The following is a 26,432-nucleotide window of genomic DNA, read 5'->3' on the forward strand; positions in this document are numbered from 1 at the left end:
GTTGGACAGGTCGAGCCCCGGGGGTGGGGTGCGCCGAGACGAGGAAGGTTCCACCGTGGGTGCACACAGGAGTGCAGGCAGCGACACCGGTGCCGACGAGGCCGCGGGCCAGGCCGCGGTCGACGCCGGGCGCACGATCCGCGTGCGTTGGCGCAGCGTCGTGGCGATGGTGCCGGCCGCCGTGCTGGCCGCCAGCGGGCTCGCGCTCGCCCAGAACGGCACGCCGTCGACGCTGACCGACCGCCGCGAGGTGCCGGCCGTCCCCGGCCAGGCCCTCACCCAGCCCGAGCGCAGCGCGTCGAGCATCGACCCGGCGTCCACGGGCGACGCCCCGGTCGACCCCGGCCTGGCCCCCGGCCTCGAGCTGCCCCCGGGCACCTCGCCGGGCAGCTCGCAGCCCGTGCAGCTCGACGGCCCCGGCATCCCGGCCCCCGCGCTCGCCGCCTACCGGCTGGCCGCGAACCTCGTCAGCAACGCCGACCACGAGTGCGGCATCGACTGGGCCCTCGTCGGCGCGATCGGGCGGGTCGAGAGCAACCACGCGCGCTTCGGCGGCAACGCCCTCGACGCCCGCGGCGTGGCGCGCCCCGGCATCATCGGCATCCCGCTCGACGGCAGCAACGGCACCGCGCGGATCATGGACTCCGACGGCGGCAAGTGGGACCGCGACACGGTCTACGACCGCGCGGTCGGGCCGATGCAGTTCATCCCCGGCACCTGGCGCGTCGTGGGCTCGGACGCCGACGGCGACGGCGTGCGCGACCCGCAGGACATGAACGACGCCGCCACCGCCACCGCGGTCTACCTGTGCAGCGGCCCCGGCGACCTGCGCCAGTCGGGCGACCTCTACAGCGCGATCCGCCGGTACAACAACAGCGACAGCTACGTGCGCACCGTCATCGCCATCGCCGAGGCCTACCGCCGAGGCGTCACCGAGCTGCCAGCCTCCAGCCTGCCGGCCGCGCACCAGAGCGGGGCGGGCAGCACCGGCGGCGGCAGCGTCGAGGCCGGTGGCACGAGCACCCGCCCGGGTCGCACCTCCACCGGCGGCGGCGGCGCGGCCTCGACCACCCGCACCTCGGGCGGCGGCAGCGGCGGGGGTGGCGGCGGGTCCGCCACGCAGCCCGACGGCCAGCCGACGTCCGCCTCCGTTCCTCCTGCCGGCGGTGCCGGCAGCGCGGTCTCCTCCGCGGCGTCGTCCGCGGTCAGCGCCGTGACCTCGGTGGTCACCTCGCTCGTGACGGACGTCGTCAAGCTGCCCACACCGATCGTCACGACCACCACGCCGTGCGTCGTCGACCTGCTGGGCGTCAAGGTCTGCACGATCACCACGATCAGCAGCACCACGACGACGACGACCCGCACGACGACGGTCACCAAGAAGCCGTAGCGCTCACACGGCGGGGGTGGGCATGGGCTCGGCGTAGGTCGAGCCGTCGCCCGGATCCTCGGGCGGCTCGTCGCCGGGAGGCGGCGCACCCGCACCAGGGACGTCGTCCGGCCCGACGAGCTCGGCGCGCGCGGCCAGCATGGTCGTGGTGTTGAGGTAGCCGAGCAGCCGGTAGGCCTCGAAGTCGTACTCGCCGTAGAACTGGTTGCCGGTCGAGGTGATCGGGAAGCTGCGGTTCTCGGCGGCGTAGCTGTCGATCTCGATGTTCGGCTCGCCGGTACGCACGTTCTTGACGAACCACACGTCGCCGACGACGCGGTGCGGGTCGTCGACGGTGAACACCTCCAGGTGCAGCCAGCCGCGCGCGGGCAGCGCCGGCTGCTGCACCGCTGACGTCGCGCCGCGCGGGATCACCGTGACGGGGTGCTCGGCGTCGCGCCGCACCTGCGAGACCGGGCTGCCCGCGGCCGGCCGCAGCACCAGCCCGAGGTCCATGCGGGCCGTGACGATGGCGTCGCCGAGGGCGTCGAGGCTGTCCTCGAGGTCGGCCGACGCGTCGAGGACGAACAGCGTGCGCGGACGGTCGCGCAGCGCCTCGACGAGCGCGGTGTTGTCGTAGTGGCCGCCGTCGGTGACGTAGATGCGGGTGTCGTCGACCGACAGGCTGCCGAACGCCTCCTTGAAGATCCGGAACGGGCCGGGACGCATCGCCCGCCGCAGCGCCCAGCCCAGACCCTGCCGCACCGAGGACGGTGACGCCGCCAGCTGCGCGGACCCGTCGACCAGGTAGGGGTTGGGCAGCCAGACGCCGAGGCGCGCGTTGGCCAGGGCGAGCAGCATCCGGTACGGCCGCACCCGGCTGTCCATGCGACCCACCCGCGGCGAGAACGCCGCACCGCTCGCCGCCATCGCCGCCGCCAGCGTGGTGTCGAGGCCCTGCGGGTCGGACGTCGCCGAGTACGGCACCGCGGGCTGCATGCGCCCGAGCGGCAACCGGCTGTCGCTGATGCCGATCCGGCCGTGCACCTCCACGCCGTCCTCGACCACGGTGTCGGTGCGGAACTGGAACGGCGCGCAGCCCCGTGCGGCCGGCACGTAGTCGCGGTCCTGGATGTTGGCGGCGCAGCACACCACGAGGTCGGGACCGGTCAGCGAGCCGTTCTCGTGCACGTGCGTCGGCAGCCGGTACGGCAACGGCTCGGCCTCGGTCCCGTTGCGCACCACCAGGAACGAGTCCGAGAGCCGTTCGCGGTAGAACGGGTGCAGCGAGCTGAGCATCGCGTCGGTCAGCACCCGCAGAGCCAGGGCCGCCAGCGCTGCGAGCATCCCGGCGTGCACCGTGTGCAGCCGCGCCGGGTAGAGCAGGTTGTCGCGCAGCAGCACCATCAGCACGACCAGCACCGCGACCACGACGACCGCACCCGCGGCCCACGGCAGCAGCACCCGGCGGACGACGTCCGAGATCATCCCGCGCCGCGTGCCCGGCACGATCGAGGCGGTGCGGCCGGCCAGCACGCCGCGCACCGCGGCGGCGAGCGCCAGGATGCCCGCCAGCCAGGATGCCAGGGTGTCCGAGAACGAGATGTGCCCCGTGCCCGGCCGCTCGTCGCAGAACGTCGGCCGTGGCAGCCCACGGCTGGCGTAGCACCACGAGCCCGAGGGGCGAGCGGCCACCTGGCCGCCCGGCGCGAACACCACTGCGTCGTCGGTCCAGGTGCCGCCGCAGCCGCGGTAGGTGAACGGCACGGACTTCTCCTGCGCGCTGCTCGGCGCGCGCTCCCAGGCCAGCACGGCGCTCGCCGTGAGGTCGCGCTCGATCGCGCGCACGCAGCCGTCCGGCGTGGCCAGCCGCGCGGCGGCCATCACCCGGGCCACGGTGGCGGTGGGCTTGTTGGTGATCGTCGCGTTGTTCAGCGTCACGAGCAGCCACGGCAGGACGACGAGCAGCGCGCCCACCGCGACGCCGCTCGTCACGAGGGCGCGGGTGGTGCCGGCGAACACCAGCCGTCCGCGGCCGGAGTACTTCGCCACGGTCTTGCTGCCCACGAACAGCACCAACCCGGCCAGCAGCACCGCCCACCCGACCAGGAAGTGGCTGCCGTCGCTGGTGGCGAAGACCGCCTTGCTGCCGTCGCCGAGGCAGCTCGCCGCGCCCCCGGTCGGACCACCGGGGCAGACGACGTCGAGCCGGTTGTGCACCCAGCCGGTGTAGAGCGCCGCCACGTAGAGCGCGACGCCGATCAGCGTGAGGTTCACGGCGATGCCGTAGACCAGCGACAGGAACCCGGTGACGAGGGTCGAACCCGTCGGCAGCAGGAACTTGGACTTGCGCCGCAACCAGTCCTCCTCGGGCGACCCGGGTGCGAACAGCGAGGCCTGGACGTCGTCGGCGGGCGGGCTGTGCCTGCGGGCCATGTGCAGGGCGGTGGCGATGTAGCTGCCGCCGCTGACGGCGTACACGCGCTCGGCGCGGTCGTACAGCGACGGCGCCCCCTCGCCCTCGCGGTGGCGCAGCCGCTGCAGCCCGCCGAGGCAGAAGGCGGCCGCCCGGATCCCCCCGCCGGAGCACGCGATCGACACGCCCTCGAACGCCGGCGCGCCCTGCATGGCGGTGTCGAAGCCGGACGGCTGCGGCGGGGGCGCCTGGTCGTCGTCGCGCCGCGGCTTGAGCTGGACGACGATGCGCGCGGCCTCGGCGACGGCGATGAGCTGCAGCACCACCCCGACGCTCGCGGCGCCGTGCAGCCGGGCGGTCGCGGCGAGCACCAGCACCACCAGCGCGACCATTGAGACCGCCACCGGGACGACCATCGCGCGCGCCAGCTGCGGGGTGGCGACGGGGGCGCCGGCGAGCTCGCGGCGCATGCGCCACCAGACGAACGTCAGCGAGGCCGTGACCCCGAGGCCGAGCGCCAGGACGACGGGCCGGTCGACGTCCAGCAGGGGGTCGCGGCCGAGCGCGGGCACCAGCATCACCGCCGCCACGGCGGCACGCGTCACCGGACGCCGCACCGTCACGTACCGGATCCGGCGGACCAGCTCGCTCTCTGCTGCGCTCATCGCGACCTCCCGGCCGGAACGCCCCTGCGCAGCAGTTATCCCACCGCAGGTGCGGCGCGCGCCAGCATCAGCGCACGAGCGCCCCGACCGCGGCGGCCAGCACCAGCGCGACGAGCGCGACGGTGACGACGAGCCGGCGGGTGCGAGGGGTCATGGCCTCACCCTAAGACGGCGCGGCGCAGCCGGACGCCGGTCAGGCGGCCGAGCGCGAGTCGGCGGCCTGGTCGCCGGCCATCCGGGCCCGGGCCAGCTCGCGGTCGTCGGCGGTGCTGCGGACCTGCAGGTGCGGCGTCTGGCTCCAGCGGTAGCTGACGCTCAGGTGGCTGCGGCGCACCACGACCACGAGCGCGACGAGCGCGGTGGCCAGCGAGACGAGACCGCCGACGAGGATGGTCCAGCGCGGGCCGAAGGTGCTGCCGACCCAGCCGATGATCGGGGCGCCCACCGGCGTCCCGCCCATGAAGATCGCCATGTACAGCGCCATGACGCGCCCGCGCATCTGCGGGGCGACCGAGAGCTGCACGGTGGCGTTGGCGCTCGTCATCAGGGTGAGCGACGACAGGCCCACCGGGATCAGCGCGATCGCGAACAGCGTGTACGTCGGCATCAGCGAGGCGATGCTGGCGAACAGCCCGAAGGCGAACGTCGCGCCGATCACCAGGCGCAGCCGCGGGCGCTCGCGCCGAGCGGCGAGCAGGGCACCGCCGAGCGAGCCGATCGCCATGATCGAGCCGAGCAGGCCGTACTCGCCCGAGCCCTTGCCGAACGCGCCGGTCGCCATGATCGCCGTGGTCATCTGGAAGTTGAGCCCGAACGTGCCCACCAGGCAGATGATCGCCATGATCAGCACGATGTCGGGGCGGCTGCGCACGTAGCGCACGCCCTCGCGCAGCTGGCCCCGCCCGCGGGGCGCGCGGTCGGCCGGCCTGAGCTCGCTGACCCGCATGCGGGTCAGGGAGCCGATCACGGCGAGGAAGGTGATGGCGTTGATGAGGAACACCGGGCCGGTGCCGACCCACGCGATGAGCAGGCCGGCGACGCCGGGGCCGATGATGCGCGCGGCGTGGAACGAGGCGCTGTTGAGGCCGACGGCGTTCGAGAGGTCCTCGCGCGGCACCATCTCGCTGACGAACGCCTGGCGGGCGGGCGCGTCGACCGCGGCCGCGACGCCGAGGGCAGCCGCGAGCACGTAGGCGTGCCAGAGCTGCACGGCGTCGGTGACGACGAGCAGGCCGAGGACGAGCCCGACCACGCCCATGGCGGTCTGGGTGCCGATCAGCAGCCGGCGCTTGGGCACGCGGTCGGCGAGCAGGCCGGCGACCGGGGCGAGCAGCAGCATCGGGGCGAACTGCAGCCCGGTGGTGATGCCGACAGCCACCGACGAGTGGTCGGTGAGCACGGTCAGCACCAGCCAGTCCTGGGCGACGCGCTGCATCCAGGTGCCGACGTTGGACACGATCGCGCCCATGGCCCAGACGCGGTAGTTGAAGGTGCGCAGCGAGCGGAAGGTCGGGCTCACGAGGCGGCCACCCGGGCGAGGATCTCGGCCGCCTGGTGCAGCGTCTCGCGCTCGTCCGGCCCGAGCTCGGCCAGCCGCTGGGCCAGCCAGGCGTCGCGCCGCTTGCGGGTCTCCTTGACCACGGTGACGCCCTCGGGGGTCAGGCCCATCAGCACCTGGCGCCCGTCGGTGGGGTGGTCGGTGCGGCTCACGAGGCCCAGCTCCTCGAGCGCGGCCAGGGTGCGCGTCATCGACGGCGGCTGCACCTTCTCGCGAGCGGCGAGCTCGCGCGGGGTGAGCGGTCCGAGCACGTCGAGGCCGGCCAGCACGGAGTACTGGCCGGGCGTGACGTCGTCCGTGCTGCGCTCCTGGCGCAGGCGGCGCGAGGTGCGCATGACCGCCTGGCGGAGCTCGACCGCGAGCGGGCCGATGGGGCGGCGCGGCGTCGTGGTCGTGGTGGGGTGGGGTTCTTGCTGCGGTGTCATCGGTCGTTAGCCTATCTCATTACCTCTGCTAATGATATTCGGGAGGGACAACACCGCCGGGCCCCGAGGTGTTCCGGACCCCTACTGCGTGGCGACGGCGATGCGCGCGCGCAGGCGCTCGAGCACCCGCGGGTCGCCCTGCACGTCGACCGCGTCGAGATCGCCGCGGCAGGCGGCCGGCAGCGTCCCGAGCCGGCCCCACAGCTCGAGGTCGAGGCCCAGGGCGTCACCGCGCAGGACGACGTCCGCCGGGCTGCCGCTCTCGGCCGCTCGCACCGTGTGAGCGCCGTCGGCGAGGTCGACGAGCAGCGCGCCGTCGCCGTGGTCGAGCAGCGCCGTGCCCGCGCGGCCGGCGCTCGCCCGGCCGTCGGCCACGACGTCGGGGTCGCCCGCCATCCAGGTCAGGACCTCCTGGACGCCGTCGGCGGCCAACCCGGGAGCCGCCGGGTGCAGCGGCGTGCCGGTGGCGGCCTCGGCGTCGACCCGGTGCACCAGCGCCTCCTGCGCCATGCGCCGCGCCCAGGCGCCGACGGTCTGCTCGCCCGCACCCTCCATCCACGTCCAGGCGTGCGCGGCCGGGTCGAGCCCGGCCAGCCGGTCGGCCAGCTCGGCCACGACCGCGTCGTGCCGGTCGAGCGCCGCGGCGAGGTCGAGGTCGTCGCCCAGCGGCCACTCCCCCGGCTTCGGCGCGCGGCCCAGCGTCAGCACCGCGACCTTGTGCGCGTAGACGTCACCGACGTGCCGGGCCAGGTCGACCGCCGTCCAGCCCGGGCAGGTGGGCACCGGGGCGTCGTCCGCGCTGTCGCGCAGCAGCGTGGCCAGCCGGGCGGCGTCGGCCCTGAACGCTGCGAGGTAGTCGTCGTGCGAGAGCCAGGTCGAGCGGTCGTCTGCCATGCCCCCGGACCCTAGGCCCGGGGGCCGACAGCCGCTACGAGACGCCGAGCAGCTCCTTGATCGGGTCGATCGCGAAGTAGACGACGAACAGCGCCGAGGTCACCCACAGCAGCACGTGCACCCGGCCGGCCTTGCCGCGCACCGCCTGCAGCACGACGTACGACACGAAGCCGGCTCCGATGCCGGCCGTGATCGAGTACGTGAACGGCATCAGCACGATGGTCAGGAAGGCGGGGATCGCGATCTCGAGGTCGTCCCAGTCGATGCCCTTGACCTGCTGCATCATCAGGAAGCCGACGACCACCAGGGCCGGCGTGGCGGCCTCGTAGGGCACCACGGCCACGAGCGGCGACAGGAAGGTCGCCACCAGGAAGAGCAGGCCGGTGACGACCGACGCCAGGCCGGTGCGCGCACCCTCGCCGACACCGGACGCCGACTCGATGTACGAGGTGTTGCTGGAGACGCTCGCGGCGCCACCGGCGGCCGCGGCCAGCGAGTCGACCACGAGGATCCGCTCGACGTTCGGCGGGTTGCCCTCGGCGTCCAGCAGGCCGCCCTCCTTGCCGATCGCCACGACGGTGCCCATGGTGTCGAAGAAGTCGGCGAGCAGGAGCGTGAAGACGAGCAGCACGGCGCTCACGGCGCCGATGGCCGAGAACGAGCCGAGCAGGTCGAAGCGGCCGAGCAGGCCGAAGTCCGGCGTGGCCGCCCAGGTGTCGGGGATGGCCGGGACGTTCAGGCCCCAGCCGGTGGGGTTGACGACCTTGCCGGTGGCGTCGGTCTGGCTGCCGATGTTGCCGACCGCCTCGACCACGATCGCGAGGACGGTGGCGCCGACGATGCCGTAGAGGATCGCGCCGCGGACGCCGCGCACGAGCATCACGACGATGGCCAGCAGGCCGATGACGAACACCAGCACCGGCCAGCCGGCGAGGAACCCGCCGATGCCCAGCTCGACCGGCGTGGGACCGGCGGGCTTGCGCACGATGCCGGCGTCGACCAGGCCGATGATCGTGATGAACAGGCCGATGCCGACGCTGATCGCGGTCTTCAGCTGCGGCGGTACCGCGCGGAACACCGCCTGCCGGAAGCCGGTCAGCACCAGCACCAGGATGATCAGGCCCTCGATGACCACCAGGCCCATGGCGTCGGCCCAGGTCATGCCCGGCAGCTTGGCGATGCCGAACGTGACGAAGGCGTTGAGCCCCAGGCCGGTCGCGAGCGCCAGCGGGTAGTTGGCGACGACGCCCATGAGGATCGTCATGACGCCGGCCACCAGCGCCGTCGCCGCGGCGACCATCGGCAGGTTCGGAGCGCTGCCACCGCCCAGGAAGCCGCCGGTGCTGTCGGCCTGAGTGCCGATGATCAGCGGGTTGAGGACCACGATGTAGGCCATCGTGAAGAACGTGGCCAGGCCGCCGCGCACCTCGCGGCCGACGGTCGAGCCGCGCTGGTGGATGCGGAAGTACCGCTCCAGCGCGTTGCCGGTGACGGGGGCCTCGGGCACGACGGCCCGCTTCTTCTTCGTGCTGGACGACGGGCGGTCGGTCGGCGACATGGCGGGCCTCTCGGGGCGGTGCGGCGGGGGCGCAGGGACGGCGGGGCCGGGTCGGCGACGCACATGCTGCCAGAACCGCCGTACATGCAGGCGACGGCCCGCCCCTAGGCTGGACGACGTGAGCGAGCCCAGCCCCGGACAGCCCGCGCCGCTGGCGCCCGCCCGGATCGACACGGCCAAGATCGTCGTCGCCGGCACCGCCGTGTGGCTCGTCGCCCTGGTGGTGACGCTGCTGGTGCCGGCGCTGCACCGCGGCGACCGCGACTGGTGGCCCTGGACCTGCGTGGCCGGCCTGGCGCTGGGGCTCGTGGGGCTGAGCTACGTGGTGCGCGGGCGCGGCAACGCGGCCGGCGCCCGCCGCGGCGAGTAGCTCCCCCCACCCGGCTTCCCTCACCCGGGCCGGTTTCCCTCACCGGTGCCGCTCGGCAGGGTCTGCGAGCGGCATCTGCGAGGGAAAGGTCAGGTGGTCGGCTCGGCGGTGGGCTCGGTGGTGGGCTCGGCGGGGGTTTCGGCGACCGGCTCGGTGTCGGCCGGCGGGGCGTCGCGCTCGATCTCGACCGCCTCGTAGCCCAGCTCGTCCAGCACCGGCGCGTCGACGTGCTCGGGCCGGCGCTCGACGTCCACCTCGCTGTGCGCGCCGCAGCCGTGGTCGAGGCTGACGACCTTGCCGTCGGACGGCGACCACTCGTTGGCGCACACCCCGAAGACCTGGCGCAGCGCCCCGGCCATCGGCACGAAGTAGCCGCAGGTGGCGCACGCGGCGGAGGCCTGCTCGGCGTGCGGGTCCTTCGGACCGTGCTCGCCGTCGTACCAGCGCTGGGCCGCCTCGTCGCGACCGGCCAGCGACAGCACGCGCGGGCGGCCGAGGCCGAGCTCCCACTGCGCCACCTGGTCGACGTCCTGGTCACCCGTGGCCTCGAAGCCCTGCTCGAGCAGCGGGTCGTCGAGCCGCTTGGGCAGGACGTCACCGGGCGAGACGTCGCCCGGTGCCAGCCGGTCGGCCCAGGGCAGCCACTCGGGCGCGAGGACGGCCTCGGCGTCCGGCAGCAGGTGCACCTCGCTGACGGTCAGCGAGCGCGAACGAGGCGCGCGCGCGAGCGTGACCGCCCAGCGCCAGCCGCGGTAGCCCTTGGAGGTGCAGGCGAACGAGTGCGTGACGACCCGCTCGCCCTCGCCGACCGCCCCGAGGTGCTCGCCGACGCTGCCGTCCTCGGCCACCTCGGCCGCGGCCTCGCGCGCCAGGTCGACGGCGGCCACCAGCGCGGCGTCCGGGGCGGTGGCCCGGGCGCGCTTGGCGGCGGTCACCGGCGCGTCGGCGGCGGCAGGGGTCTCGGTCGTGGTGTCGGTCGGCACCCGGCGATTGTCCCGTACGCGCCGCCGGGAAGCGAACACGCCGCCCGCGCGGCCCGGTTCGTCGGCCCCTGCGGGCAGGATGGAGGACGTGGACCAGCCCCCCGGCACCGACCAGCGCTCGCGCCGCGAGCGGGTCGCGGGCGCCTCGCGCACGGTGGCCGGGGCCTCGCGGCGGTTCGCCGGGGCGTCGCGCCGTGCGGCCGGGGCGACCGGACGTCGGGTCCGCTCGGCCACGAACGCCCAGGGGGCGGGCGAGTCCGGCCTGGCCAAGGTCATCGAGCTGCACGGCGTCTCGGCCGCGGGCGACGCGCTGGTGCTGCTGTCGCTGGCCAACACCGTGTTCTTCTCGGTGCCGGTGGGCGAGGCGCGCAGCCGGGTCGCGCTCTACCTGCTGGTGACGATGCTGCCGTTCTCGGTCATGGCGCCCGTGATCGGGCCGCTGCTCGACCGGTTCCGGCACGGACGTCGGTACGCGCTCGCCGTCACGCTGGTGTCGCGGGCGTTCCTGGCCTGGGTCATGGCGGGTGCGGTCGCCGGGGGCAAGGAGGCGTTCGCGCTCTACCCCGCGGCCTTCGGGCACCTCGTGGCCAGCAAGGCCTACGGCGTCACGCGCGCGGCCGCGATCCCGCGCGTGCAGCCGCGCGGGCTCAGCCTGGTGACGGCCAATTCGCGGGTGCTGCTCGGCGGCATCGCGGCGGTCACGGTGGCGACGCCGGTGGGCGCGCTGCTGATGCGGGTGGGGCCGGAGTGGTCGCTGCGGCTGGCGTTCGTGGTGTTCGCGGTCGGCACCGGGCTGGCGCTCGCGCTGCCGCGACGCGTCGACTCGGCCGAGGGCGAGCAGCACGCGCGGCTGTCGTCCGACGAGGAGCCCGACCGCCGCAGCCGGTGGAGCATCGGGCCGCGCGTCGTCCTCGGCCTGCGGGCGGTCGCGGCGCTGCGGGCGTTCACCGGCTTCCTCACCCTGTTCCTCGCCTTCGCGCTGCGCACCGACCCGATCACCGACTCGCTGCCGCTGCTCGGCGTGATCGCGCTGGTCGCCGGGGTCGCCGGGGTGGGCAACACCCTCGGGACGTCGCTGGGCGCGGTGCTGCGCCGGCTGACCCCCGAGCTCGTCGCGACCGCGATGGTGGCCCTCGCCGCGCTCGGCGCCCTGGTGGGAGCGCTCGGCTACGGCCTGGTGCCGGTGCTGGTGACCGCGCTGTGCGCCGGGCTCGCCGCCGCGCTGGGCAAGCTGTCGCTCGACGCGCTCGTGCAGCGCGAGGTGCCCGAGACGGTGCGCACCTCGGCCTTCGCGCGGTCCGAGACCGTGCTGCAGCTCGCCTGGGTGGTCGGCGGTGCCGTCGGGATCAGCCTGCCGCTCGGCGGCGCGTGGGGGCTCGGCGTGGCCGCGGCCGGGCTGGCCGCCGTCCTCGTCGTGACGCTGCGCTCGCTCCTGCTGGCCCGCCGACGTCCGGCCCGGTCAGCTCCCCCCGCCTGACCGCACGGTCGGACGGCGGATCAGGCATCGAGGTCGTCGGCGACGGCGCGCAGCAAGGACGCGACCTTGCCGCCCGTCCCCTTGTCGGGGTAGCGCCCGCGGCGCAGCCCGTTGCCGATGCCGTCGAGCACCTTGATCAGGTCCTCGACGATCACGCCGAGGTCGTCGGCCGGACGGCGCGAGCGCGCGGCCACCGACGGCGGGGCGTCGAGCAGCGTGACCTGCAGGGCCTGGGCGCCGCGGCGGCCCTCGACCACGCTGAAGTCCACGCGCGTGCCGCCCTTGACCGACGTCGTCCCCGAGGGCAGCGCCGAGCTGGGCAGGAAGACGTCCCCGCCCTCGTCGGAGCTGATGAAGCCGAAGCCCTTGTCAGCGTCGAACCACTTGACCTTGCCAGTCGGCACCGTGAACCCCTCGCGTCGTGCGTCATGCAGGACGGGCGCACGGACTCACCAGGAGTCCGGGCGCCCGAGAACGGGTCCAGCCTAACGGCCGTGTCCAGCGGGTTCCGCGCCTGAGCCGCCCGGACGACGGCTCAGCGGTAGCGCTCGGGCTGGGCCAGCAGCTCGTTCATCGAGCCGGACCGGAACCCGCGGTCGTCCACCTCGGCGCTCGCGAACCCGGCGTCGACCGCCGCCCGCTCGAGCGCGCCCCGCCGCGCGCCCACCGCCGCCAGCGCCCCGGCGTCCAGCTCGAGGCGCGCCCGGTCGCCGCCCAGGTCGCGCACCCGCAGGTCGCGGACGTCGACCCCGGCCGCCGCGCACCACCGGCGCACCGCGGCCTCGGCCCGGTCGACCCGGGCCAGCCCGGACGTCGTGATCTGGACGCCGTACGCGATCCGGCTCGACAGGCACGCCGCCGCGGGCTTGTCCCACGTCGGCAGCCCCCAGCGCTCGGAGGCGGCGCGCACCTGCGCCTTGGTGAACCCGCTGTCGCGCAACGGGGTCAGCGCCCCGCGCTCGGCCGCGGCGCGGATCCCCGGACGGAAGCCGGCCAGCGCGTCGTCCGCGTTGGTGCCGGTGGCGACGTCCGCGATCCCGGCCTGGTCGGCGAGCGGGCCCAGCACGTCGAGCAGCTCGGCCTTGCAGAAGAAGCAGCGGTCGCCGGCGTTGGCGCGGTAGCCCTCGCGCGCCATCTCGTCGGTGGTCGGCGCCAGGTGCCGCACGCCGAGCGAGCGCGCGAACTCGGCCGCCTCGTCGAGCTCGCCGCCGGCCAGCGACCCGCTCACGGCGGTGGCCGCGACCACGCGCTCGGCCCCCAGCGCGCGCACCGCGGCCGCGAGCAGGAACGCCGAGTCGGCCCCGCCCGAGAACGCGACGACCAGTCCGTCGAGCGCGCGCAGCCGGGCGTCGAGGTCGGCCAGCCGGACGTCGAGCACGTGCTCGTCGAGCCAGGCCGGGAAGGCGGCCAGCGACGGCAGGACGACGTCGGCGCCGGCCGCCGCGAGCGCCGCCGCGTCGTGCGGGCCGGTCGGCACGCCGATCGCCACGGCACCGCCGGCGTGCGCGCCCTCGAGGTCACCCGGGTGGTCGCCGGTGTAGACGCTGACCCCGTGCCCGCGCAGGGCCGCGCCCTTGTCGGCGGCGAACAGCCGGCCCACGACGACGTCCGGCTCGAGGCCGACGTGGTCGAGCACCAGGCGCACCGCCGGCTCGGGCTTGGCGCTGACCACGACGACGCGTCCGTGCAGCGCGCGCACGGCGGCGAACGCCTCGGCCGCGCCGGGCAGCAGCACCGCGCGCGGCACCCCGAGCGTCGGGTAGAGCTCGCGGTAGCGGTCGGCGGTCGGCAGCACGAGCTCGGCCGGCAGGTACGGCGCGAGCATCGCCTCGAGCGGGATGCCGATGGTGGCGCGCAGCGCGGATTCGTCGGCCACCACGCCCTGCTCGGCGAGCGCCGCCGTCGCGGTCGCCACGATGCCGTCGCCGGAGTCGACGAGCGTCATGTCGAGGTCGAAGCCGGCGGCGAGGTCCACAACCCCAGGGTAGGTGGCGCGGACGACGGGCCGCCCGGTGGATAAGGGTTTGGGCGCTGTCGGTGGTGGTCGGCACGATGGTGCGGTGCCGTCGTCCACCCCGCGCCCCACCCTCGCCTCGTTCTGGCACGATCTGCCGCGCGAGGGCCGCCTGCTGCTCTCGACCGTCGTGGTCGACGCGCTGGGCATCGGGTTCGTGCTGCCGTTCGGGGTGGTGTACCTGCACGAGGTGCGGCACATCGCCCTGCCCACGGTGGGTGTGCTGCTGGCCGTCCCCTCGGCCGTCGCGCTGTCGTTGCTCGGCCCGATCGGCGCGATCATCGACCGCTACGGCCCGCGCCGCCTGCAGCTCGTCGCCCTCGCGCTGAACCTGCTCGGCACCGTCGTCCTGGCGTTCGCCACGAGCCCGGCGTCCGCGGCCGTGGCGTTCGTGATGTTCGGCATCGGGCAGGCGGTGTTCTGGCCGGCGTCGCAGTCGCTGGTGGCGGCGGTCGTGCCGTCGGCGATCCGGCAGCGCTACTACGGCACCAACTTCACGGTGCTCAACCTCGGCATCGGCGTCGGCGGCCTGGTCGGCGGCATGTTCGTCTCCGAGGCCCACCCGTGGACGTTCCAGGCCGTCTACCTCGCGAACGCTGCGTCCTTCCTCGCGCCGTTCCTCGTGCTGGCCTTCCCGCTGCGGCACGTCGGCAACACCGTGGTGCACCCCGTCGACGACACCGCGGACGACGCCGCGCCGGCCCCCGCGGGCAGCTACCGCGCGATGCTGCGCGACCACGTCTACCGGCGCTTCCTCGTCGTGGTGTTCTGCTCGGCCTTCGTCGGCTACGCCCAGTTCGAGGCCGGCTGGACGGCGTACGCGCGCACGGTCGCCGAGGCGTCGACCCGGCTGATCGGCATCGCGTTCGCCGTCAACACCGCGACCATCGTGGTGCTGCAGCTGGTGGTGATCCAGCGGATCGAGGGTCACCGCCGCACGCGGGTGCTGATGCTGATGAGCGCGGTGTGGGCGACGTCGTGGGCGGTCATGGGTCTGGCCGGGCTGGTGCCCGGGTCGCTCACCGCAGCGGTGCTGCTCACCTCGAGCATGGCGGTCTTCGCCCTCGGCGAGACGTTCCAGTCACCCGTCGTGCCCGCCATCACCAACGACCTCGCGCCCGAGCACCTGCGCGGCCGCTACAACGCCGTCGGGTCGATGGTCTTCCAGGTGGCGGCGATCGTCGGGCCGGTCACGGCCGGGTTCCTGCTCGGCCACCGGTCCACCTGGCAGTTCGTGCTGCTGCTGCTCGCCGGGTGCGGCCTCATGGTGCTGGTGCTCGGCCGGCTCGAGCGGGTGATCTCGCCGACGGCCAACGGCCTGCGCGAGGTCGAGCGGGTGAGCGCCTAGCTCGACCCGGTCTCGACCAGCCGCGCCGCGATCGGCTCCAGCACGGTGAGCAGCTCGTCGAGCTCCTGCGGCGACAGCGCCGCGTAGGGCGCCTCGGCGAGGGCGTCGGTGAGCGCCTCGACCCGGTCCTTGGTGGCGCGGCCGGCGTCGGTGAAGCGGCCGTCGTCGTCGAGCAGGCCGCGCTCGCGCAACCCGCCCATGACCTCGGCCAGCCGTTCGGCCGGCAGGTGGTGGATGCGGCCGAACGTCTCGGCCGGGTGGACGCCGGAGTCCAGCGCGGTGAGCACGTGGGCCTCGGTGCCGCCGATCTGCTCGGCCATGAGCGCCGTGATGTGCCCGTCGCCGCGGTGCTCGCGCAGCATGTTGGCCGCGTGCCAGAGGCGGGCCACCGGCTCCTCGGGCACCGGGAGCGCCCGCAGCCCGGCGTACATGACCCGTCCCTCGGTCGGCGCGCTCGTGGCGGCCTGCGCCAGCAGGTCCGCGGCCCGCGCCAGGCCCGGGGTCGCGACCTGGTCGCCGAGGATGCGCCGCAGGGCCTTCACGCAGCCGCGCTCGCGGGCGGCGTGGGCCGCCTCGGGCGTCGTCGTGCGCCACACCTTCGGGACGTGCCGGGCCGCCTCGCCGTCGGCGAAGTTGTAGAACGCGGCGTGCACCACCTCGGCGGGCACCAGCCCGAGCGGCGCCGAGCGACCGGCGAAGTAGCCGTCCCAGTACCCGCGGAAGCCGAGCTCGGCCATGGCCTCGTCAGGCTCATCGGAGAAGAAGTTCACCAGGCAGATCGGCTCGGTGAGGTCGAACATCCGACGGGCGACGGACTGGTGCTGCGGCATCACGGCCGCTCCCCTCTGCTGGTGGTGGTCGTCTCGAGCAGCTGGTCGGACGGCGCGAAGCCGAGCCTGGTGTAGAGCGGCACCGCACGGGTGCTGGAGCTCACGGTCACGCGGGCCGCGCCGTGGTCGCGGGCGTGCTGGCACGCGGCGGTCACGAGCGCCGACCCCGCGCCCCGGCCGCGCGCGCCGGGCTCGACGAAAACGCTCTGGACGTCGGCCGACCACCGCCCGCTCGCGCCGGGTCGCGGCGGTCGTGCCAGCAGGGCCAGCCATGCCGCGCCGACGACGTCGCCGTCGTCCGAGCGCGCGACGAACGCGACGTGGGTGGCCCCGTGCTCGCGCCACCACCGGCCCAGGTCGACGGCGAACGCCTCGACCTCCTGCGCGGCTCGCTCCTGCGGGGAGGCGTGCCGCCACAGCAACCCGGCCAGCGCGCGGACGTCGTCCGGGCCCGCCTGCTCGATCCGCATGCGCGCAGTCTGGCGCTCAGGCGTCCGGCCAGGTGCGCAGGGTCGGCCGGTAGACGAGCTCGGTCGTGCGGCCGTCGAAGGTGGCGGTCTCGAGCAGGTCCAGGTCGAAGTCACCGCCACCGGCGAAGACCGGCTCGTCACCGCTCTGGCCGGCGATCGCCGGGAAGATCGTGACCTGCACGCGGTCGACGAGCCCCGCTGCCATGAGCGCGCGGTTCAGCGACAGGCTGCCGTGCGAGCGGATCGGCACGTCGGACTCCTCCTTCATCCGCCGCACCACCTCGACGGCGTCACCGCCGACGACGGTCGCGTCGGGCCAGTCGAGGGGGCCGGTCAGCGTGGACGACACGACGGTGGTCGGCAGCGCGACCATGCGGTCGATCCACGCGTCCTTGTCGTCGCCCATCTCGGGCACCATCTGCAGGAAGAGCCCGAACGTCGTGGCGCCGAAGACCATGCGCTGCTCGCCGGCGTACGTGCCGTGCCGGTGCTCGAGGAACTCCGGCCCCTGCTTGCCCCAGTAGCCGCCCCAGTCGCCGGGAGGACCGTACGAGGCGTTGCCGTCGAGGCTGGTGAAGATGTCGAAGGTGTAGGTAGCCGTCATGCCCTGTCAGACCGGCGCCGTCTCCCGAACTCATCGGTCGAGTTGGTCGTCGGCGCGGGGCTCGGGTAGGAACGACGCGTGACCGACGCGCCAGCAGCCGACCGACCGACCGACTACGACGGGTTCGCGGAGGCCTACGCCGCGCAGAACGAGACCGGGTTGTTCAACGCCTACTACGACCGACCCGAGATGCTGCGGCTCGTCGGGGACGTCGCGGGCCAGCGGGTGCTCGACGCCGGGTGCGGCTCGGGCCCGCTGACCGCCGCCCTGCGCGACGCCGGTGCGGTCGTCACCGGTGTCGACATCAGCTCGGCCATGGTCGAGCTGGCCCGCCGCCGGCTGGGCGAGGACGCCGACCTGCACGTCGCCGACCTCGACGCGCCGTTGCCGTTCGAGGACGACACCTTCGACGTGGTGGTGGCCTCGCTCGTGCTGCACTACCTCGAGGACTGGACGACGGCGCTGTCCGAGCTGCACCGGGTGCTGCGCCCCGGCGGCCGCCTGGTGCTGTCGGTCAACCACCCGGTGATCTTCCCGGTGGTCTACCCGGACGCCGACTACTTCGCCGTCACGAAGTACACCGAGGACTACACGTTCTCGGGGCAGACCGTGTGGCTGACCTTCTGGCACCGACCGCTCCACACGATGACGGACTCGTTCTCCGCCAACGGTTTCCGGGTCGTCACCATCAGCGAGCCCTCGCACGTGCCCAACACCCCGGCCGAGCTGCTGCCGCCCGACCTGCCCGAGGGCCGGTCGTTCCTGTGCTTCCTCTACTTCGTCCTCGAGGCGGTCTGACCGCCCCTCCGCCCGGGCTCGTCAGGCCGGGGTGAGACCCCAGCGGCCGACGTGCTCGTCGCCCGGCGCCAGCCGGACCACGCCGGCCGCCTCGCGGTCGGCGGCGTTGAAGGCGTCCGGCGGGCAGGTCATCGGCTCGACCGCGAGACCTCGGCGGCGGTGCTCGGGGTCGAGGGTGTCACCGGTGAAGAGCTGCACCCAGCGGTGCGCCGCGTCAGCCCACATCACGACGCCGCCGCCGTCCGGTGCCGTCACGCGCACCCGCCACACGCCGTCGGGGTCGACGTCCAGGTCGGTGTAGCAGGTGTCGAGCACCTGGTCGCCGACGACGGTCGGCGTGCGCAGGTCGTAGGGCGTGCCCTCCACCGGGTGCCGACCGGTCGGGATGCCGCGGTCGTCGGTCTCGTACCAGGTGGCGGCCGGGACGTGCACCGTCGCCAGGTCGACCAGGCCGGTGCCGGCGGCGAGGTAGGGGTGCGAGCCGGTGCCGTACAGGCAGTCCGCCGTGCCGACGTTGCGTGCCGAGGTGGTGACCGTGAGGCCGTCGTCGTCCAGCGCGTAGGTGACCTGGCACTCGAGCAGGGTCGGCCAGCCGGGCTGGGGCACCACGAGCGTCCGGAAGGTGACGGACGACGCGAGCTGCTCCTCGACGTCCCAGACCACCCAGCGGACCAGGCCGTGGATCGCGTTGCCCGCCGCGGGCTCGGTCAGCGCGAGCTGCTGCTCGGCCCCGTCGAGCTCGTAGCGCCCGCCGGCCACGCGGTTCGGCCACGGCAGCAAGGTCTGGCCGCGGCCGCCGGACGGCCGCTCGTGCTCCTCGAACCCGTCCAGGACGTCGCGGCCGGCCAGCCGCACGGTGCGCAGCCCGGCGGCGACGCCCACGGCGACGGCTTCGTGGTCGCCGTGCGCGATGCGGATCTGGGGGCCGGTCGGCGGCAGGGCGGGCTCGTCGGTCACGCGCGCATCATCGCGGATCGGGCCGTCGTGGTGCGCCACCGGCGCGCGACCCGCAGGCTGGACCCGTGCCCGCCGCTCCCCGCGCCCGCCGCGTCGCCGTCCTCGGAGCCACCGGGTACGTCGGCGGCCTGCTCGTCCCGGCCCTGGCCGACGCCGGCCACGACGTGGTCGCGCTGGCCCGTCGTCCGCACGAGGTGCCGGCGCGCGACGGCGTGCGCGCGCTCGCGGCGGACGTCGACGACGAGCCGTCGTTGCGCCGGGCCCTGCGCGGCGTCGACGTCGCCTTCTACCTGGCGCACCTGCTCGGGCACGACGACCTCGTGGCCCGTGAAGTCGCTGCGGCGCAACGGTTCGCGCGGGCGGCCGCAGCAGGCGGGGTGCGGCAGGTGGTGAGCGTCGGAGGGCTGGTGCCTCCTGACCTCGACCCCTCGCGGCTCAGCCCGCACCTGCAGGGCCGCACCGCCACCGAGGACGCGCTGCGCGACGGCGAGGTGCCGGTGACCGCCGTGCGAGCAGCGGTCGTGGTCGGCCCGGGCAGCGCCGGCTGGGAGGTGCTGCGGCAGATCGCCACCGCGCTGCCGCTCATGGCCGCGCCCCGCCGCGCCCGCGCGCGCTCGCAACCGATCGCGCAGCGCGACCTGGTCGGCTTCCTGCTCGCGGTGCTGGGCCAGCGGGCCACCTACGACCAGGTGGTCGAGGTCGGCGGACCCGACGTCGTCACCTACCGCGAGCTCGTCGCGCGGGTGCAGCGCGGGCTCGGGCGACCCGGCGTCGTCCCCGAGGTGCTGGTGGTGCCGCGGGTCGTGCAGGAGGCGGCGGTGCGCCAGCTCACCGACGTCGACCCGGACGTCGCGATGGACCTGCTCGAGTCGGCCGGCCACGACGCGGTCGTCAGCGACGAGCGCTGGCTGCACCTGCTCCCCCACCCGCCGACGTCCCTGGACGAGGCCATCCGCCACGCCCTCGCCGCCACCTGACCTGCTCGGTCATGCCGCCCCGCCGCCCGGCGCGGCGTCGAGCGCGTCGAGGTCGCGCGTGGCGAAGCGCAGGTGCTCCCACTCCTCCTCGAGGATCACGTGGACGCACTGCCGCGCCGTCTCGGACGCCGCCGGGTCGTTCGGGCTGGGGCGCGCCTCGTCCAGCGACTCCGGCGTGGACGAGGCGAGGTAGTCGCGCACCTGCGCCAGGCGACCGGCCCGCACCGCCAGCACCTCGTCGTACGGCGGCGGGGGCTCGACGTCGACCGCCGCGTGGTTCAGCCCGAGCGGATGAGCCGCCTGGCCCGACTGCAGCGCACCGCCGGGCAGCCACTTGTCGGTGGCGAAGACCAGGTGCCGCAACGTCTGCGCGAACGACCACTCACCCGCCACCGACACGTCGACGGTGCCCGGAGGCATCGCGCCGGCGCGCTCGACCAGGGCAGCCCAGGCCTGCTCGAGCGCGGACCAGGCAGCGACCAGCGCGGCCGGTGACTGCGCCTGCTGCTGCTCGCGGCCCGGGAAGCGGCGGTTGAGCTCGGCCTCGACGAACGGCCCGACGTCCACGCCGTTGACCGTGACGGGATCGCCGAACCGCAACCACGGGGCGTCGATCTCGAGCCCCGAGACCTCGCACCCGCGGATCACGACCCGCGACAGGTCGGACTCGACGAACTTCGCGCCGCTCAGGTCCGTGCCGTCGAACACGGTGTCGTGCAGGTCCTTGCTGCCCTCGAAAGCCACCATGCGGACGTGCCTACCAGAGCCCGCCGACAGCGTCGAGCGACTAAATCGGGTCGCGATCGGCCCGGGGCAGGTGTGAGGGTCGGCGCGTGACGACCGCCGACGACCTGACGAGAGCCGAGCGCTACCCGCGCTCGTCCGGCTACGACCCGAACTGGGTTCTGGCGCTCGACATGGGGCCGCACCCCCTGTGGCAGCTCGAGGACCTGCTGGACGGCGTCGCCCTCGCTCCCGGCTCGCGGGTCCTGGACCTGGGGGCCGGGTTGGGCGCGACCTCGGTGTACCTGGTGCGCGAGCACGGCTGCGAGGTCGTCTCCCTCGACCTGTGGGTCTCCGCCGACGAGCGCCAGGAGGTGGCCGACCGGGCCGGCGTCGGCGACCACGTGACGATGCTCCACGCGGACGTCCGCACCGCGACCTTGGAGCCCGAGGCGTACGACGCGATCATCTCGGTCGACGCGTTCGAGTACTTCGGCACCGACACCCAGTTCCTGCCGCGCCTGCTTCCGGCGCTGCGACCGGGCGGTCTGCTCGCGATGTCGACCCCCGCCCTGCGCGACGACCCGTACACCGCGCCGGTGCCGCCGCACGTGCACGACCTGTTCGGCGCGGAGGTCGCCGCCTGGCACGCGCCGGCGTGGTGGCAGCGGCACTGGGAGCTCACCGGGATGCTCGACGCCGTCGAGGCGCGCTGGCAGCCGGACGGCGGGGACAGCTGGCTGCGCTGGGAGCGAGCGCGCGGCGCCGGGCCGAACCCGGCCGACCCGTCCCAGGTCGTCGAGATGCTCGAGGCCGACGTCGACGAGCACGTCGGCTTCGCCCTGGTGACCGCCCGCAAGCGCTGACCGGGCGCTGCGTCAGCGGCCGAACAGCGCCGGCAGCACCAGCAACATGCACATCGACCACGTGACGTGCGTGATCGCCGGCCCCAGCACCCCGCCCGTCGCGCGCCGCATCAGCCCCAGCAGCAGCCCGAGCAGCAGCGCGGCCAGCACCAGCATCGCGTTCAGCGTGGCCACGGTGGCCAGCGTGTAGACCAGCGTCGACACGAGCACCGCGTGCCGGCGCCCGACCGCCGCGAACAGCGCCCCGCGGAAGAACAGCTCCTCGGCCACGCCGTTCAGCGCCGCCACCACCGCGACCAGCGCGTACGACCCCTCGTCCGCGTGCGCCAGGACGTCGTCGACCCGCCCGGCGAGCGCCGGCACCTGCCGCACCACCAGCGCACCGACGACGAACACCGCCCCGGCCGCCAGTCCGAGCAGCAACGGCGTCACGACCGGACGACGCAACCGACCGCGCCCCGCGATCCGCCCCAGGTGCAACGGACCCGAGGCGAACGAGCCCACCACCCAGACCGCCGCCAGCAGCACCGTCAGCGGGTAGAAGACCGGGTCACCCGGCCGTACCGCGAGCGAGATCCCCAGCAGCGTCGCCCCCACGACCAGGACGACAGCCACCACCACGCGCCGCCGGCGGAACGCGGCGTCCGGCTGGGAGTGGTCGCGCGGAACAGGATCGAGCAGCGCGGGACCCATGGCACGGCGCAGCGCCGCGCTCCACCGGGTCGTCACGCTTGCGAGACTAGGCGTTCCGCGTCGCGGCCGCCGTCTGGAGGCCCAGGATCTCGACCGCCTGCTCGCGCATCTCGACCTTGCGCACCTTGCCCGTGACGGTCATCGGGAAGCCGTCGACCACGTGCACGTAGCGCGGCACCTTGTAGTGCGCGATCTTGCCGCTGCAGAACTCGCGCACCGACTCGACGTCCAGCGCGGTGGCGCCGGGCTTCATGACCACCCACGCCATCAGCTCCTCGCCGTACCGCTCGTCCGGCACGCCCACCACCGACACGTCGGCGACGTCCGGGTGGCCGTAGAGGAACTCCTCGATCTCGCGCGGGTAGACGTTCTCGCCTCCGCGGATCACCAGGTCCTTGATGCGCCCGACGATGTTCACGTACCCGTCGGCGTCCATCGTCGCCAGGTCGCCGGTGTGCATCCAGCGCGCGGCGTCGATCGCCTCCGCGGTCTTGTCGGGCTCGTCCCAGTACCCCAGCATCACGGTGTGCCCGCGGGTGCACAGCTCGCCGGCCTCGCCGCGCGGCAGCGTGAGGCCGGTCGCCGGGTCGACGACCTTCGACTCCAGGTGCGGCATGGTGCGGCCGACCGTCTCGGTGCGGCGGGCGAGGTCGTCGTCCGAGCGCGTCATGGTCGACACCGGCGAGGTCTCGGTCATGCCGTAGCAGATCGCCACCTCGGCCATGTGCATCTCCGAGACCACCCGCTTCATCACCTCGACCGGGCAGGGCGAGCCGGCCATGATCCCGGTGCGCAGGGTCTGCAGGTCGTAGGAGCCGAAGTCCGCCAGCCCGAGCTCGGCGATGAACATCGTCGGCACGCCGTACAGCGACGTGCAGCGCTCGTCGGCCACCGCCTGCAGGGTGGCAGCCGGGTCGAACGACGGCGCCGGGATCACCATGCAGGCCCCGTGCGAGGTGGCCGCGAGGTTGCCCATGACCATCCCGAAGCAGTGGTAGAAGGGCACCGGGATGCAGATGCGGTCGAGCTCGGTGTAGTGCACCAGCTCGCCGACGAAGTAGCCGTTGTTGAGGATGTTGTGGTGCGACAGCGTCGCGCCCTTGGGGAAGCCGGTCGTCCCCGACGTGTACTGGATGTTGATCGCGTCGTCGGGAGACAGCTGGGCCTCGCGCTCGTGCAGGCGCACGTGGTCGACCCGACTTCCGTTGCGCACCAACGTGTCCCACGAGTCCTCGCCGATGTAGACGACGTCGGTGAGCTGCGGGCAGTCGCTGCGCACCTGCTCGACCATCGCGCGGTAGTCGGACGTCTTGTGCTGCACCGCCGACACCAGCAACCGCAGGCCCGACTGGTTCACCACGTACGACAGCTCGTGCGAGCGGTAGGCCGGGTTGACGTTCACCAGCACCGCGCCGATCTTCGCCGTCGCGTACTGCAGCAGCACCCACTCGGCGCAGTTCGGGCTCCAGATGCCGACCCGGTCGCCCTTCTCCACGCCGAGCTGCAGCAGACCCAGCGCGAGCTCGTCGACCTCGACGTCCAGCTCGCTGTACGTCCAGCGCCGGTGGGTCGGGACGTCGACGAGCGCCTCGCGGTCGCCCCACCGTGCCACCGTCCGCTCGAGGTTCGCGCCGATCGTCTCGCCGAGCAGCGGGACGTCGGACGTCGCGGACGTGTACGAGGGCAGCTTCGTCGGTGCGGCCGGTGCGCTCATGCTCCCCATCCTGGCCCCGCGACCGGTGCGGCGGTACCCCGAGCGGTCAGGGGGCGAGCAGGAACCGCTCCACCTGTGCCCGCGCGTCGCCGGCGTCGCGCGACTGCACCGAGTGCCCGGCGTCCGGCACCACCACCAGGCGGCTGCCCGGCAGGTCGGCCTGCGCGCGCCTGGCCCACACCAGGGGCGTCGACAGGTCGCGAGCGCCGTGCAGCAGCAGCGCCTGCACCGCGGTCATCGAGCCCAGCGGCACCACCGGGTCCGCGGTGCGCGGCCACCGCTCGCACGTCGTCATCTCGCCGTTGCTGCGCGCCGTCCGGGCGTCGAACGGGAACAGCGCGGACGCCGGGATGCGGGCCACCGCACGGTTCGCGGCCACCGCGCGGACGGCCGGGTCGGACGCCGCACCGCCCCACGGGAACTGCAGGTCGAGGCAGATCGTGGCGGCGTGCAGGCCCTGGCTGAGCTGGTCGGCGCGGCCCGCGCTGCCGTTCTGCCACGCGTCCAGGAACCCTTGCAGCGCAGCCGGTCTGCCCTGCCGTGCCTCGTAGAGCCGTCGCGGCAGGTCGGCGAAGGTCGGGTCGACGACCGACAGCAACGAGATGACGTCGAGCAGCTGCGGCCCGAGGCCGTAGCGCTGCACCACGGCGTGCAGGTCGGCGGCCGGGTCGTCGGGGCAGTGCTGCGCCCGGCACACCGCACGCAGCACGGACGCGACGTCCGCGAACGACTCGACGTTGGTGGCCGAGAAGCCGTCGACCGGCACGACGGAGTCCAGCACCAGCTTGTCGACGCGGTACGGGTACGCGGCGGCGTACCGCTGGGCGACGTAGGTGCCGTAGCTGACGCCGTCGATCGACCAGCGGGCCAGGCCGAGCGCACGGCGCAGGTCGTCGAGGTCGGCCACCGTGTCGGTGGTGCCGTAGTGCGCGCGGTCGCCGCCGAGGGTGTCGGCGCACTCGTCGACTGCTGCCGTCGTCGGCACCTCGAGGTCGGAGTAGCCCACCTGCTGCTGCAGCTGCGGGCAGACCAGCGCGTTGGCACCGGTGCCGCGCTGGTCGAGCATCACCACGCGGTAGGAATCGGCCGCGCGCCCGAGCTGCGGCACCGTGCGCGCGACGAACGGCACGCCCGGCTGCCCCGGACCGCCGGTGAGGAACAGCAGCGTCCGGTCGGCGTCGAGCGCTCCCCCGGCGACCACCGGCAGCCGCAGCGTGCGACCCCGCGGCAGCGCCCGGTCGACCGGTACGACGAGGCTGCCGCACGCGAGGTCCCCGACCGGCGCGCTGGCCGGGCACGGACCCCACCCGCTCCACGCCTCGACCGGCAGCGGCCCGGACGTCGAGCCCGTCGGCCCACCGCCCAAGCCACCGACCGGTCCGGCGCGCGACGTGGCGGACGGCCCTGACGTGCACGCCGCGGCGAGCAGCGTCAGCAGCACCGCCGACGTCACCGTCGCAGCCCGACGCACGGCTCCATCATCGCGTCGCGGGCGCCACCGCTTCCAGCACGGAAAGGTCACCGCTGTAGATGCCGCTCTCGCGCGGCCAGTGCGTCACGACGTCGGTGAACCCCAGCTCCTCGGCCCGCCCGACGGCGTCCTGGAACGCCCCGACCGAGCTGAGCGAGAACACCGCGCCCGAGTCGAGGTTCAGGTACCGCCGCACGGCGTCCCGCTCGCGCCCGGCCTCCGCGAGCGCCTCGTCGAAGCGCGTCGAGAGGTCTGCGACGCCCGCCCACCAGGCGTCCTGGCCGGCGTCCGGCGGCGTGGCCCCGGTCGTCGCCCACCCGTCGCCGCGGCGGGCGGCGACCGCCATCGCCCGCGGCTTGTTCGCCGCCACCACGAACGGCAGCCGCGGCTGCTGCACGCCACCAGGGACCATGCGGGCCCCGACCGCGCTGAACCACGTGCCGCTCCACGTGGTGGTCGGCCGGGTGAGCAGCAGGTCGAGCAGGGTGACGAACTCGTCCAGCCGCTCGACCCGCTGGCCCGGCGTCGGCGCCTCGACGCCGAGCACCGAGGCGTCCCACCCGCTGCCGCCGGCACCCACCCCCAGCACGAAGCGGCCGGCGCTGACGTCGTCCAGGCTCATCAGCTCTTTCGCGAAGGGCACCGGGTGGCGGTAGTTCGGCGAGGCGACCCACGTGCCCAGGCGCACCCGCTCGGTCACCAGCGCGGCCGCGGTCAGCGTGGGCACGGTCGCGAACCACGGCTCGTCGGCCAGGCCCTGCCAGGCCAGGTGGTCGTAGGTCCAGGCGTGCGCGAAGCCCATGTCCTCCACCGCCTTCCAGCGCGCGGCGGCCTCCGACCACCGCTGCTGGGGCAGGACGACGACACCCACGTCAACAGCCATGGCGCCACCCTAGGCGCGGGTGTGGCAGCGTCTGCGACGTGCACCGACCGACCGCGCCCCTCGTCCTCGCAGCGACGGGCGCGCCGCTCGTCTTCACTGCCGCGTGGGTCGTCCTGGGTGCGCTGCGCCCCGGCTACTCCGGCACCCGCAGCACGATCAGCGCGCTGGCGGCCGAGGGCGCCCCGCACGCTCGGTGGATGGTCGCGGCGTTCGTCGTGCAGGGGCTGGGCCAGGCCTGCTGCGCGGTGCTCGCGTGGCGGCGCGACGGCGCCCGCTGGGTCGCGGCCGCCCTGGCGACCGCCGCGGTCGGCACCGTCGTCGCGGGCCTCGTCCCGCTGCCTGACCCGCGCGGCGGGGCGGGCGGGCTCG

Annotated in this window: 25 protein-coding genes; 8 read left to right on the plus strand and 17 right to left on the minus strand. The window is 74.5% G+C overall.

All coding sequences use genetic code 11. From position 1 onward, the window contains the following. Window positions 1–55 precede the first annotated feature (55 nt). Window positions 56–1,390, plus strand: a complete 1,335-nt coding sequence (locus ACYVJ4_RS04875) for a lytic transglycosylase domain-containing protein (RefSeq protein ID WP_460458987.1) — start codon at window positions 56–58, stop codon at window positions 1,388–1,390. A gap of 3 nt (window positions 1,391–1,393) precedes the next feature. On the opposite strand, the gene ACYVJ4_RS04880 is transcribed toward ACYVJ4_RS04875, so the two are convergent. The 5 genes from ACYVJ4_RS04880 to ACYVJ4_RS04900 all read right to left on the minus strand — a co-directional run bounded on the left by ACYVJ4_RS04880 (window position 1,394) and on the right by ACYVJ4_RS04900 (window position 8,885). Then, window positions 1,394–4,450 (minus strand): hypothetical protein, encoded by a 3,057-nt coding sequence (locus ACYVJ4_RS04880; protein ID WP_460458988.1) that lies wholly within the window; start codon window positions 4,448–4,450, stop codon window positions 1,394–1,396. A gap of 193 nt (window positions 4,451–4,643) precedes the next feature. Then, entirely contained in the window at window positions 4,644–5,969 is a 1,326-nt protein-coding gene (locus tag ACYVJ4_RS04885; RefSeq protein WP_460458989.1) for an MFS transporter, read from the minus strand. Continuing rightward, a complete protein-coding gene (locus tag ACYVJ4_RS04890) occupies window positions 5,966–6,433 on the minus strand; it encodes a MarR family winged helix-turn-helix transcriptional regulator (RefSeq protein WP_460458990.1) in 468 nt (155 codons plus the stop codon). The genes ACYVJ4_RS04885 and ACYVJ4_RS04890 overlap by 4 nt, the downstream gene beginning before the upstream one ends. An 81-nt stretch (window positions 6,434–6,514) precedes the next feature. Next, window positions 6,515–7,327: a maleylpyruvate isomerase N-terminal domain-containing protein gene (locus ACYVJ4_RS04895; RefSeq protein ID WP_460458991.1), complete on the minus strand. Its 813-nt coding sequence runs from the start codon at window positions 7,325–7,327 to the stop codon at window positions 6,515–6,517. 34 nt (window positions 7,328–7,361) lie between these two features. Then, window positions 7,362–8,885 carry an NCS2 family permease gene (locus ACYVJ4_RS04900; RefSeq protein WP_460458992.1) on the minus strand — a complete coding sequence of 508 codons (1,524 nt, stop codon included), beginning with the start codon at window positions 8,883–8,885 and terminating at the stop codon, window positions 7,362–7,364. Window positions 8,886–9,003: 118 nt separating this feature from the next. On the opposite strand from ACYVJ4_RS04900, the gene ACYVJ4_RS04905 reads away from it, so the two are divergent. Then, window positions 9,004–9,255, plus strand: a complete 252-nt coding sequence (locus ACYVJ4_RS04905) for a DUF2530 domain-containing protein (RefSeq protein ID WP_460458993.1) — start codon at window positions 9,004–9,006, stop codon at window positions 9,253–9,255. Window positions 9,256–9,344: 89 nt separating this feature from the next. On the opposite strand, the gene ACYVJ4_RS04910 is transcribed toward ACYVJ4_RS04905, so the two are convergent. After that, complete coding sequence (locus tag ACYVJ4_RS04910; RefSeq protein WP_460458994.1) at window positions 9,345–10,238, minus strand: DUF3027 domain-containing protein; 894 nt, start codon at window positions 10,236–10,238, stop codon at window positions 9,345–9,347. A gap of 79 nt (window positions 10,239–10,317) precedes the next feature. On the opposite strand from ACYVJ4_RS04910, the gene ACYVJ4_RS04915 reads away from it, so the two are divergent. Then, the gene (locus tag ACYVJ4_RS04915; RefSeq protein WP_460458995.1) at window positions 10,318–11,715 is read left to right on the plus strand and encodes an MFS transporter; all 1,398 of its coding nucleotides are present in this window, start codon (window positions 10,318–10,320) and stop codon (window positions 11,713–11,715) included. 20 nt (window positions 11,716–11,735) lie between these two features. On the opposite strand, the gene ACYVJ4_RS04920 is transcribed toward ACYVJ4_RS04915, so the two are convergent. After that, complete coding sequence (locus ACYVJ4_RS04920; protein WP_460458996.1) at window positions 11,736–12,119, minus strand: cold-shock protein; 384 nt, start codon at window positions 12,117–12,119, stop codon at window positions 11,736–11,738. A gap of 131 nt (window positions 12,120–12,250) precedes the next feature. Continuing rightward, the gene (gene larE, locus ACYVJ4_RS04925) at window positions 12,251–13,660 is read right to left on the minus strand and encodes an ATP-dependent sacrificial sulfur transferase LarE (protein ID WP_460459009.1); all 1,410 of its coding nucleotides are present in this window, start codon (window positions 13,658–13,660) and stop codon (window positions 12,251–12,253) included. Between the two features lie 115 nt (window positions 13,661–13,775). Here larE and ACYVJ4_RS04930 point away from each other — a divergent pair, with 115 nt between their 5' ends. After that, window positions 13,776–15,077, plus strand: coding sequence for an MFS transporter (locus ACYVJ4_RS04930; RefSeq protein ID WP_460458997.1), 1,302 nt, complete (start codon window positions 13,776–13,778; stop codon window positions 15,075–15,077). On the opposite strand, the gene ACYVJ4_RS04935 is transcribed toward ACYVJ4_RS04930, so the two are convergent. Genes ACYVJ4_RS04935 through ACYVJ4_RS04945 form a run of 3 tightly spaced genes read right to left on the minus strand, consistent with a single transcriptional unit; the run spans window position 15,074 to window position 16,981 of the window. Then, entirely contained in the window at window positions 15,074–15,907 is an 834-nt protein-coding gene (locus ACYVJ4_RS04935) for an SCO6745 family protein (protein ID WP_460459010.1), read from the minus strand. The two genes, ACYVJ4_RS04930 and ACYVJ4_RS04935, sit on opposite strands and share 4 nt — an antisense overlap. Further along, window positions 15,907–16,377, minus strand: coding sequence for a GNAT family N-acetyltransferase (locus tag ACYVJ4_RS04940; protein ID WP_460458998.1), 471 nt, complete (start codon window positions 16,375–16,377; stop codon window positions 15,907–15,909). The genes ACYVJ4_RS04935 and ACYVJ4_RS04940 overlap by 1 nt, the downstream gene beginning before the upstream one ends. Before the next feature lie 16 nt (window positions 16,378–16,393). Further along, window positions 16,394–16,981, minus strand: coding sequence for a dihydrofolate reductase family protein (locus tag ACYVJ4_RS04945; protein ID WP_460458999.1), 588 nt, complete (start codon window positions 16,979–16,981; stop codon window positions 16,394–16,396). A 78-nt stretch (window positions 16,982–17,059) separates the two neighbouring features. On the opposite strand from ACYVJ4_RS04945, the gene ACYVJ4_RS04950 reads away from it, so the two are divergent. Continuing rightward, window positions 17,060–17,779, plus strand: coding sequence for a class I SAM-dependent methyltransferase (locus tag ACYVJ4_RS04950; protein ID WP_460459000.1), 720 nt, complete (start codon window positions 17,060–17,062; stop codon window positions 17,777–17,779). A gap of 21 nt (window positions 17,780–17,800) precedes the next feature. Here the strand turns inward: ACYVJ4_RS04950 and ACYVJ4_RS04955 are convergent, their stop codons facing one another. After that, the gene (locus ACYVJ4_RS04955) at window positions 17,801–18,736 is read right to left on the minus strand and encodes an aldose 1-epimerase family protein (RefSeq protein ID WP_460459001.1); all 936 of its coding nucleotides are present in this window, start codon (window positions 18,734–18,736) and stop codon (window positions 17,801–17,803) included. Between the two features lie 65 nt (window positions 18,737–18,801). Between ACYVJ4_RS04955 and ACYVJ4_RS04960 the strand changes: the two genes are divergently transcribed. Next, on the plus strand, window positions 18,802–19,713 hold the full coding sequence (locus ACYVJ4_RS04960; protein WP_460459002.1) for an NAD(P)H-binding protein: 912 nt from the start codon (window positions 18,802–18,804) through the stop codon (window positions 19,711–19,713). A gap of 9 nt (window positions 19,714–19,722) precedes the next feature. Here ACYVJ4_RS04960 and ACYVJ4_RS04965 read toward each other — a convergent pair whose 3' ends face one another. After that, window positions 19,723–20,460 carry a DinB family protein gene (locus ACYVJ4_RS04965; protein WP_460459003.1) on the minus strand — a complete coding sequence of 246 codons (738 nt, stop codon included), beginning with the start codon at window positions 20,458–20,460 and terminating at the stop codon, window positions 19,723–19,725. A gap of 86 nt (window positions 20,461–20,546) precedes the next feature. Between ACYVJ4_RS04965 and ACYVJ4_RS04970 the strand changes: the two genes are divergently transcribed. After that, on the plus strand, window positions 20,547–21,302 hold the full coding sequence (locus ACYVJ4_RS04970; protein WP_460459004.1) for an SAM-dependent methyltransferase: 756 nt from the start codon (window positions 20,547–20,549) through the stop codon (window positions 21,300–21,302). A gap of 12 nt (window positions 21,303–21,314) precedes the next feature. On the opposite strand, the gene ACYVJ4_RS04975 is transcribed toward ACYVJ4_RS04970, so the two are convergent. The 4 genes from ACYVJ4_RS04975 to ACYVJ4_RS04990 are packed head-to-tail and all read right to left on the minus strand — an operon-like array spanning window position 21,315 to window position 26,063. Continuing rightward, the gene (locus ACYVJ4_RS04975) at window positions 21,315–21,995 is read right to left on the minus strand and encodes a CPBP family glutamic-type intramembrane protease (protein ID WP_460459011.1); all 681 of its coding nucleotides are present in this window, start codon (window positions 21,993–21,995) and stop codon (window positions 21,315–21,317) included. Between the two features lie 46 nt (window positions 21,996–22,041). Continuing rightward, entirely contained in the window at window positions 22,042–23,709 is a 1,668-nt protein-coding gene (locus ACYVJ4_RS04980) for an AMP-binding protein (RefSeq protein ID WP_460459005.1), read from the minus strand. Window positions 23,710–23,755: 46 nt separating this feature from the next. Continuing rightward, window positions 23,756–25,180, minus strand: a complete 1,425-nt coding sequence (locus tag ACYVJ4_RS04985; RefSeq protein ID WP_460459006.1) for an alpha/beta hydrolase — start codon at window positions 25,178–25,180, stop codon at window positions 23,756–23,758. Between the two features lie 7 nt (window positions 25,181–25,187). Next, a complete protein-coding gene (locus ACYVJ4_RS04990; protein WP_460459007.1) occupies window positions 25,188–26,063 on the minus strand; it encodes an LLM class flavin-dependent oxidoreductase in 876 nt (291 codons plus the stop codon). Window positions 26,064–26,101: 38 nt separating this feature from the next. On the opposite strand from ACYVJ4_RS04990, the gene ACYVJ4_RS04995 reads away from it, so the two are divergent. Continuing rightward, window positions 26,102–26,432 (plus strand): DUF998 domain-containing protein (locus tag ACYVJ4_RS04995; protein ID WP_460459008.1); only part of this gene is annotated, 331 nt, incomplete at its 3' end.

Source organism: Angustibacter peucedani (assembly GCF_054779595.1).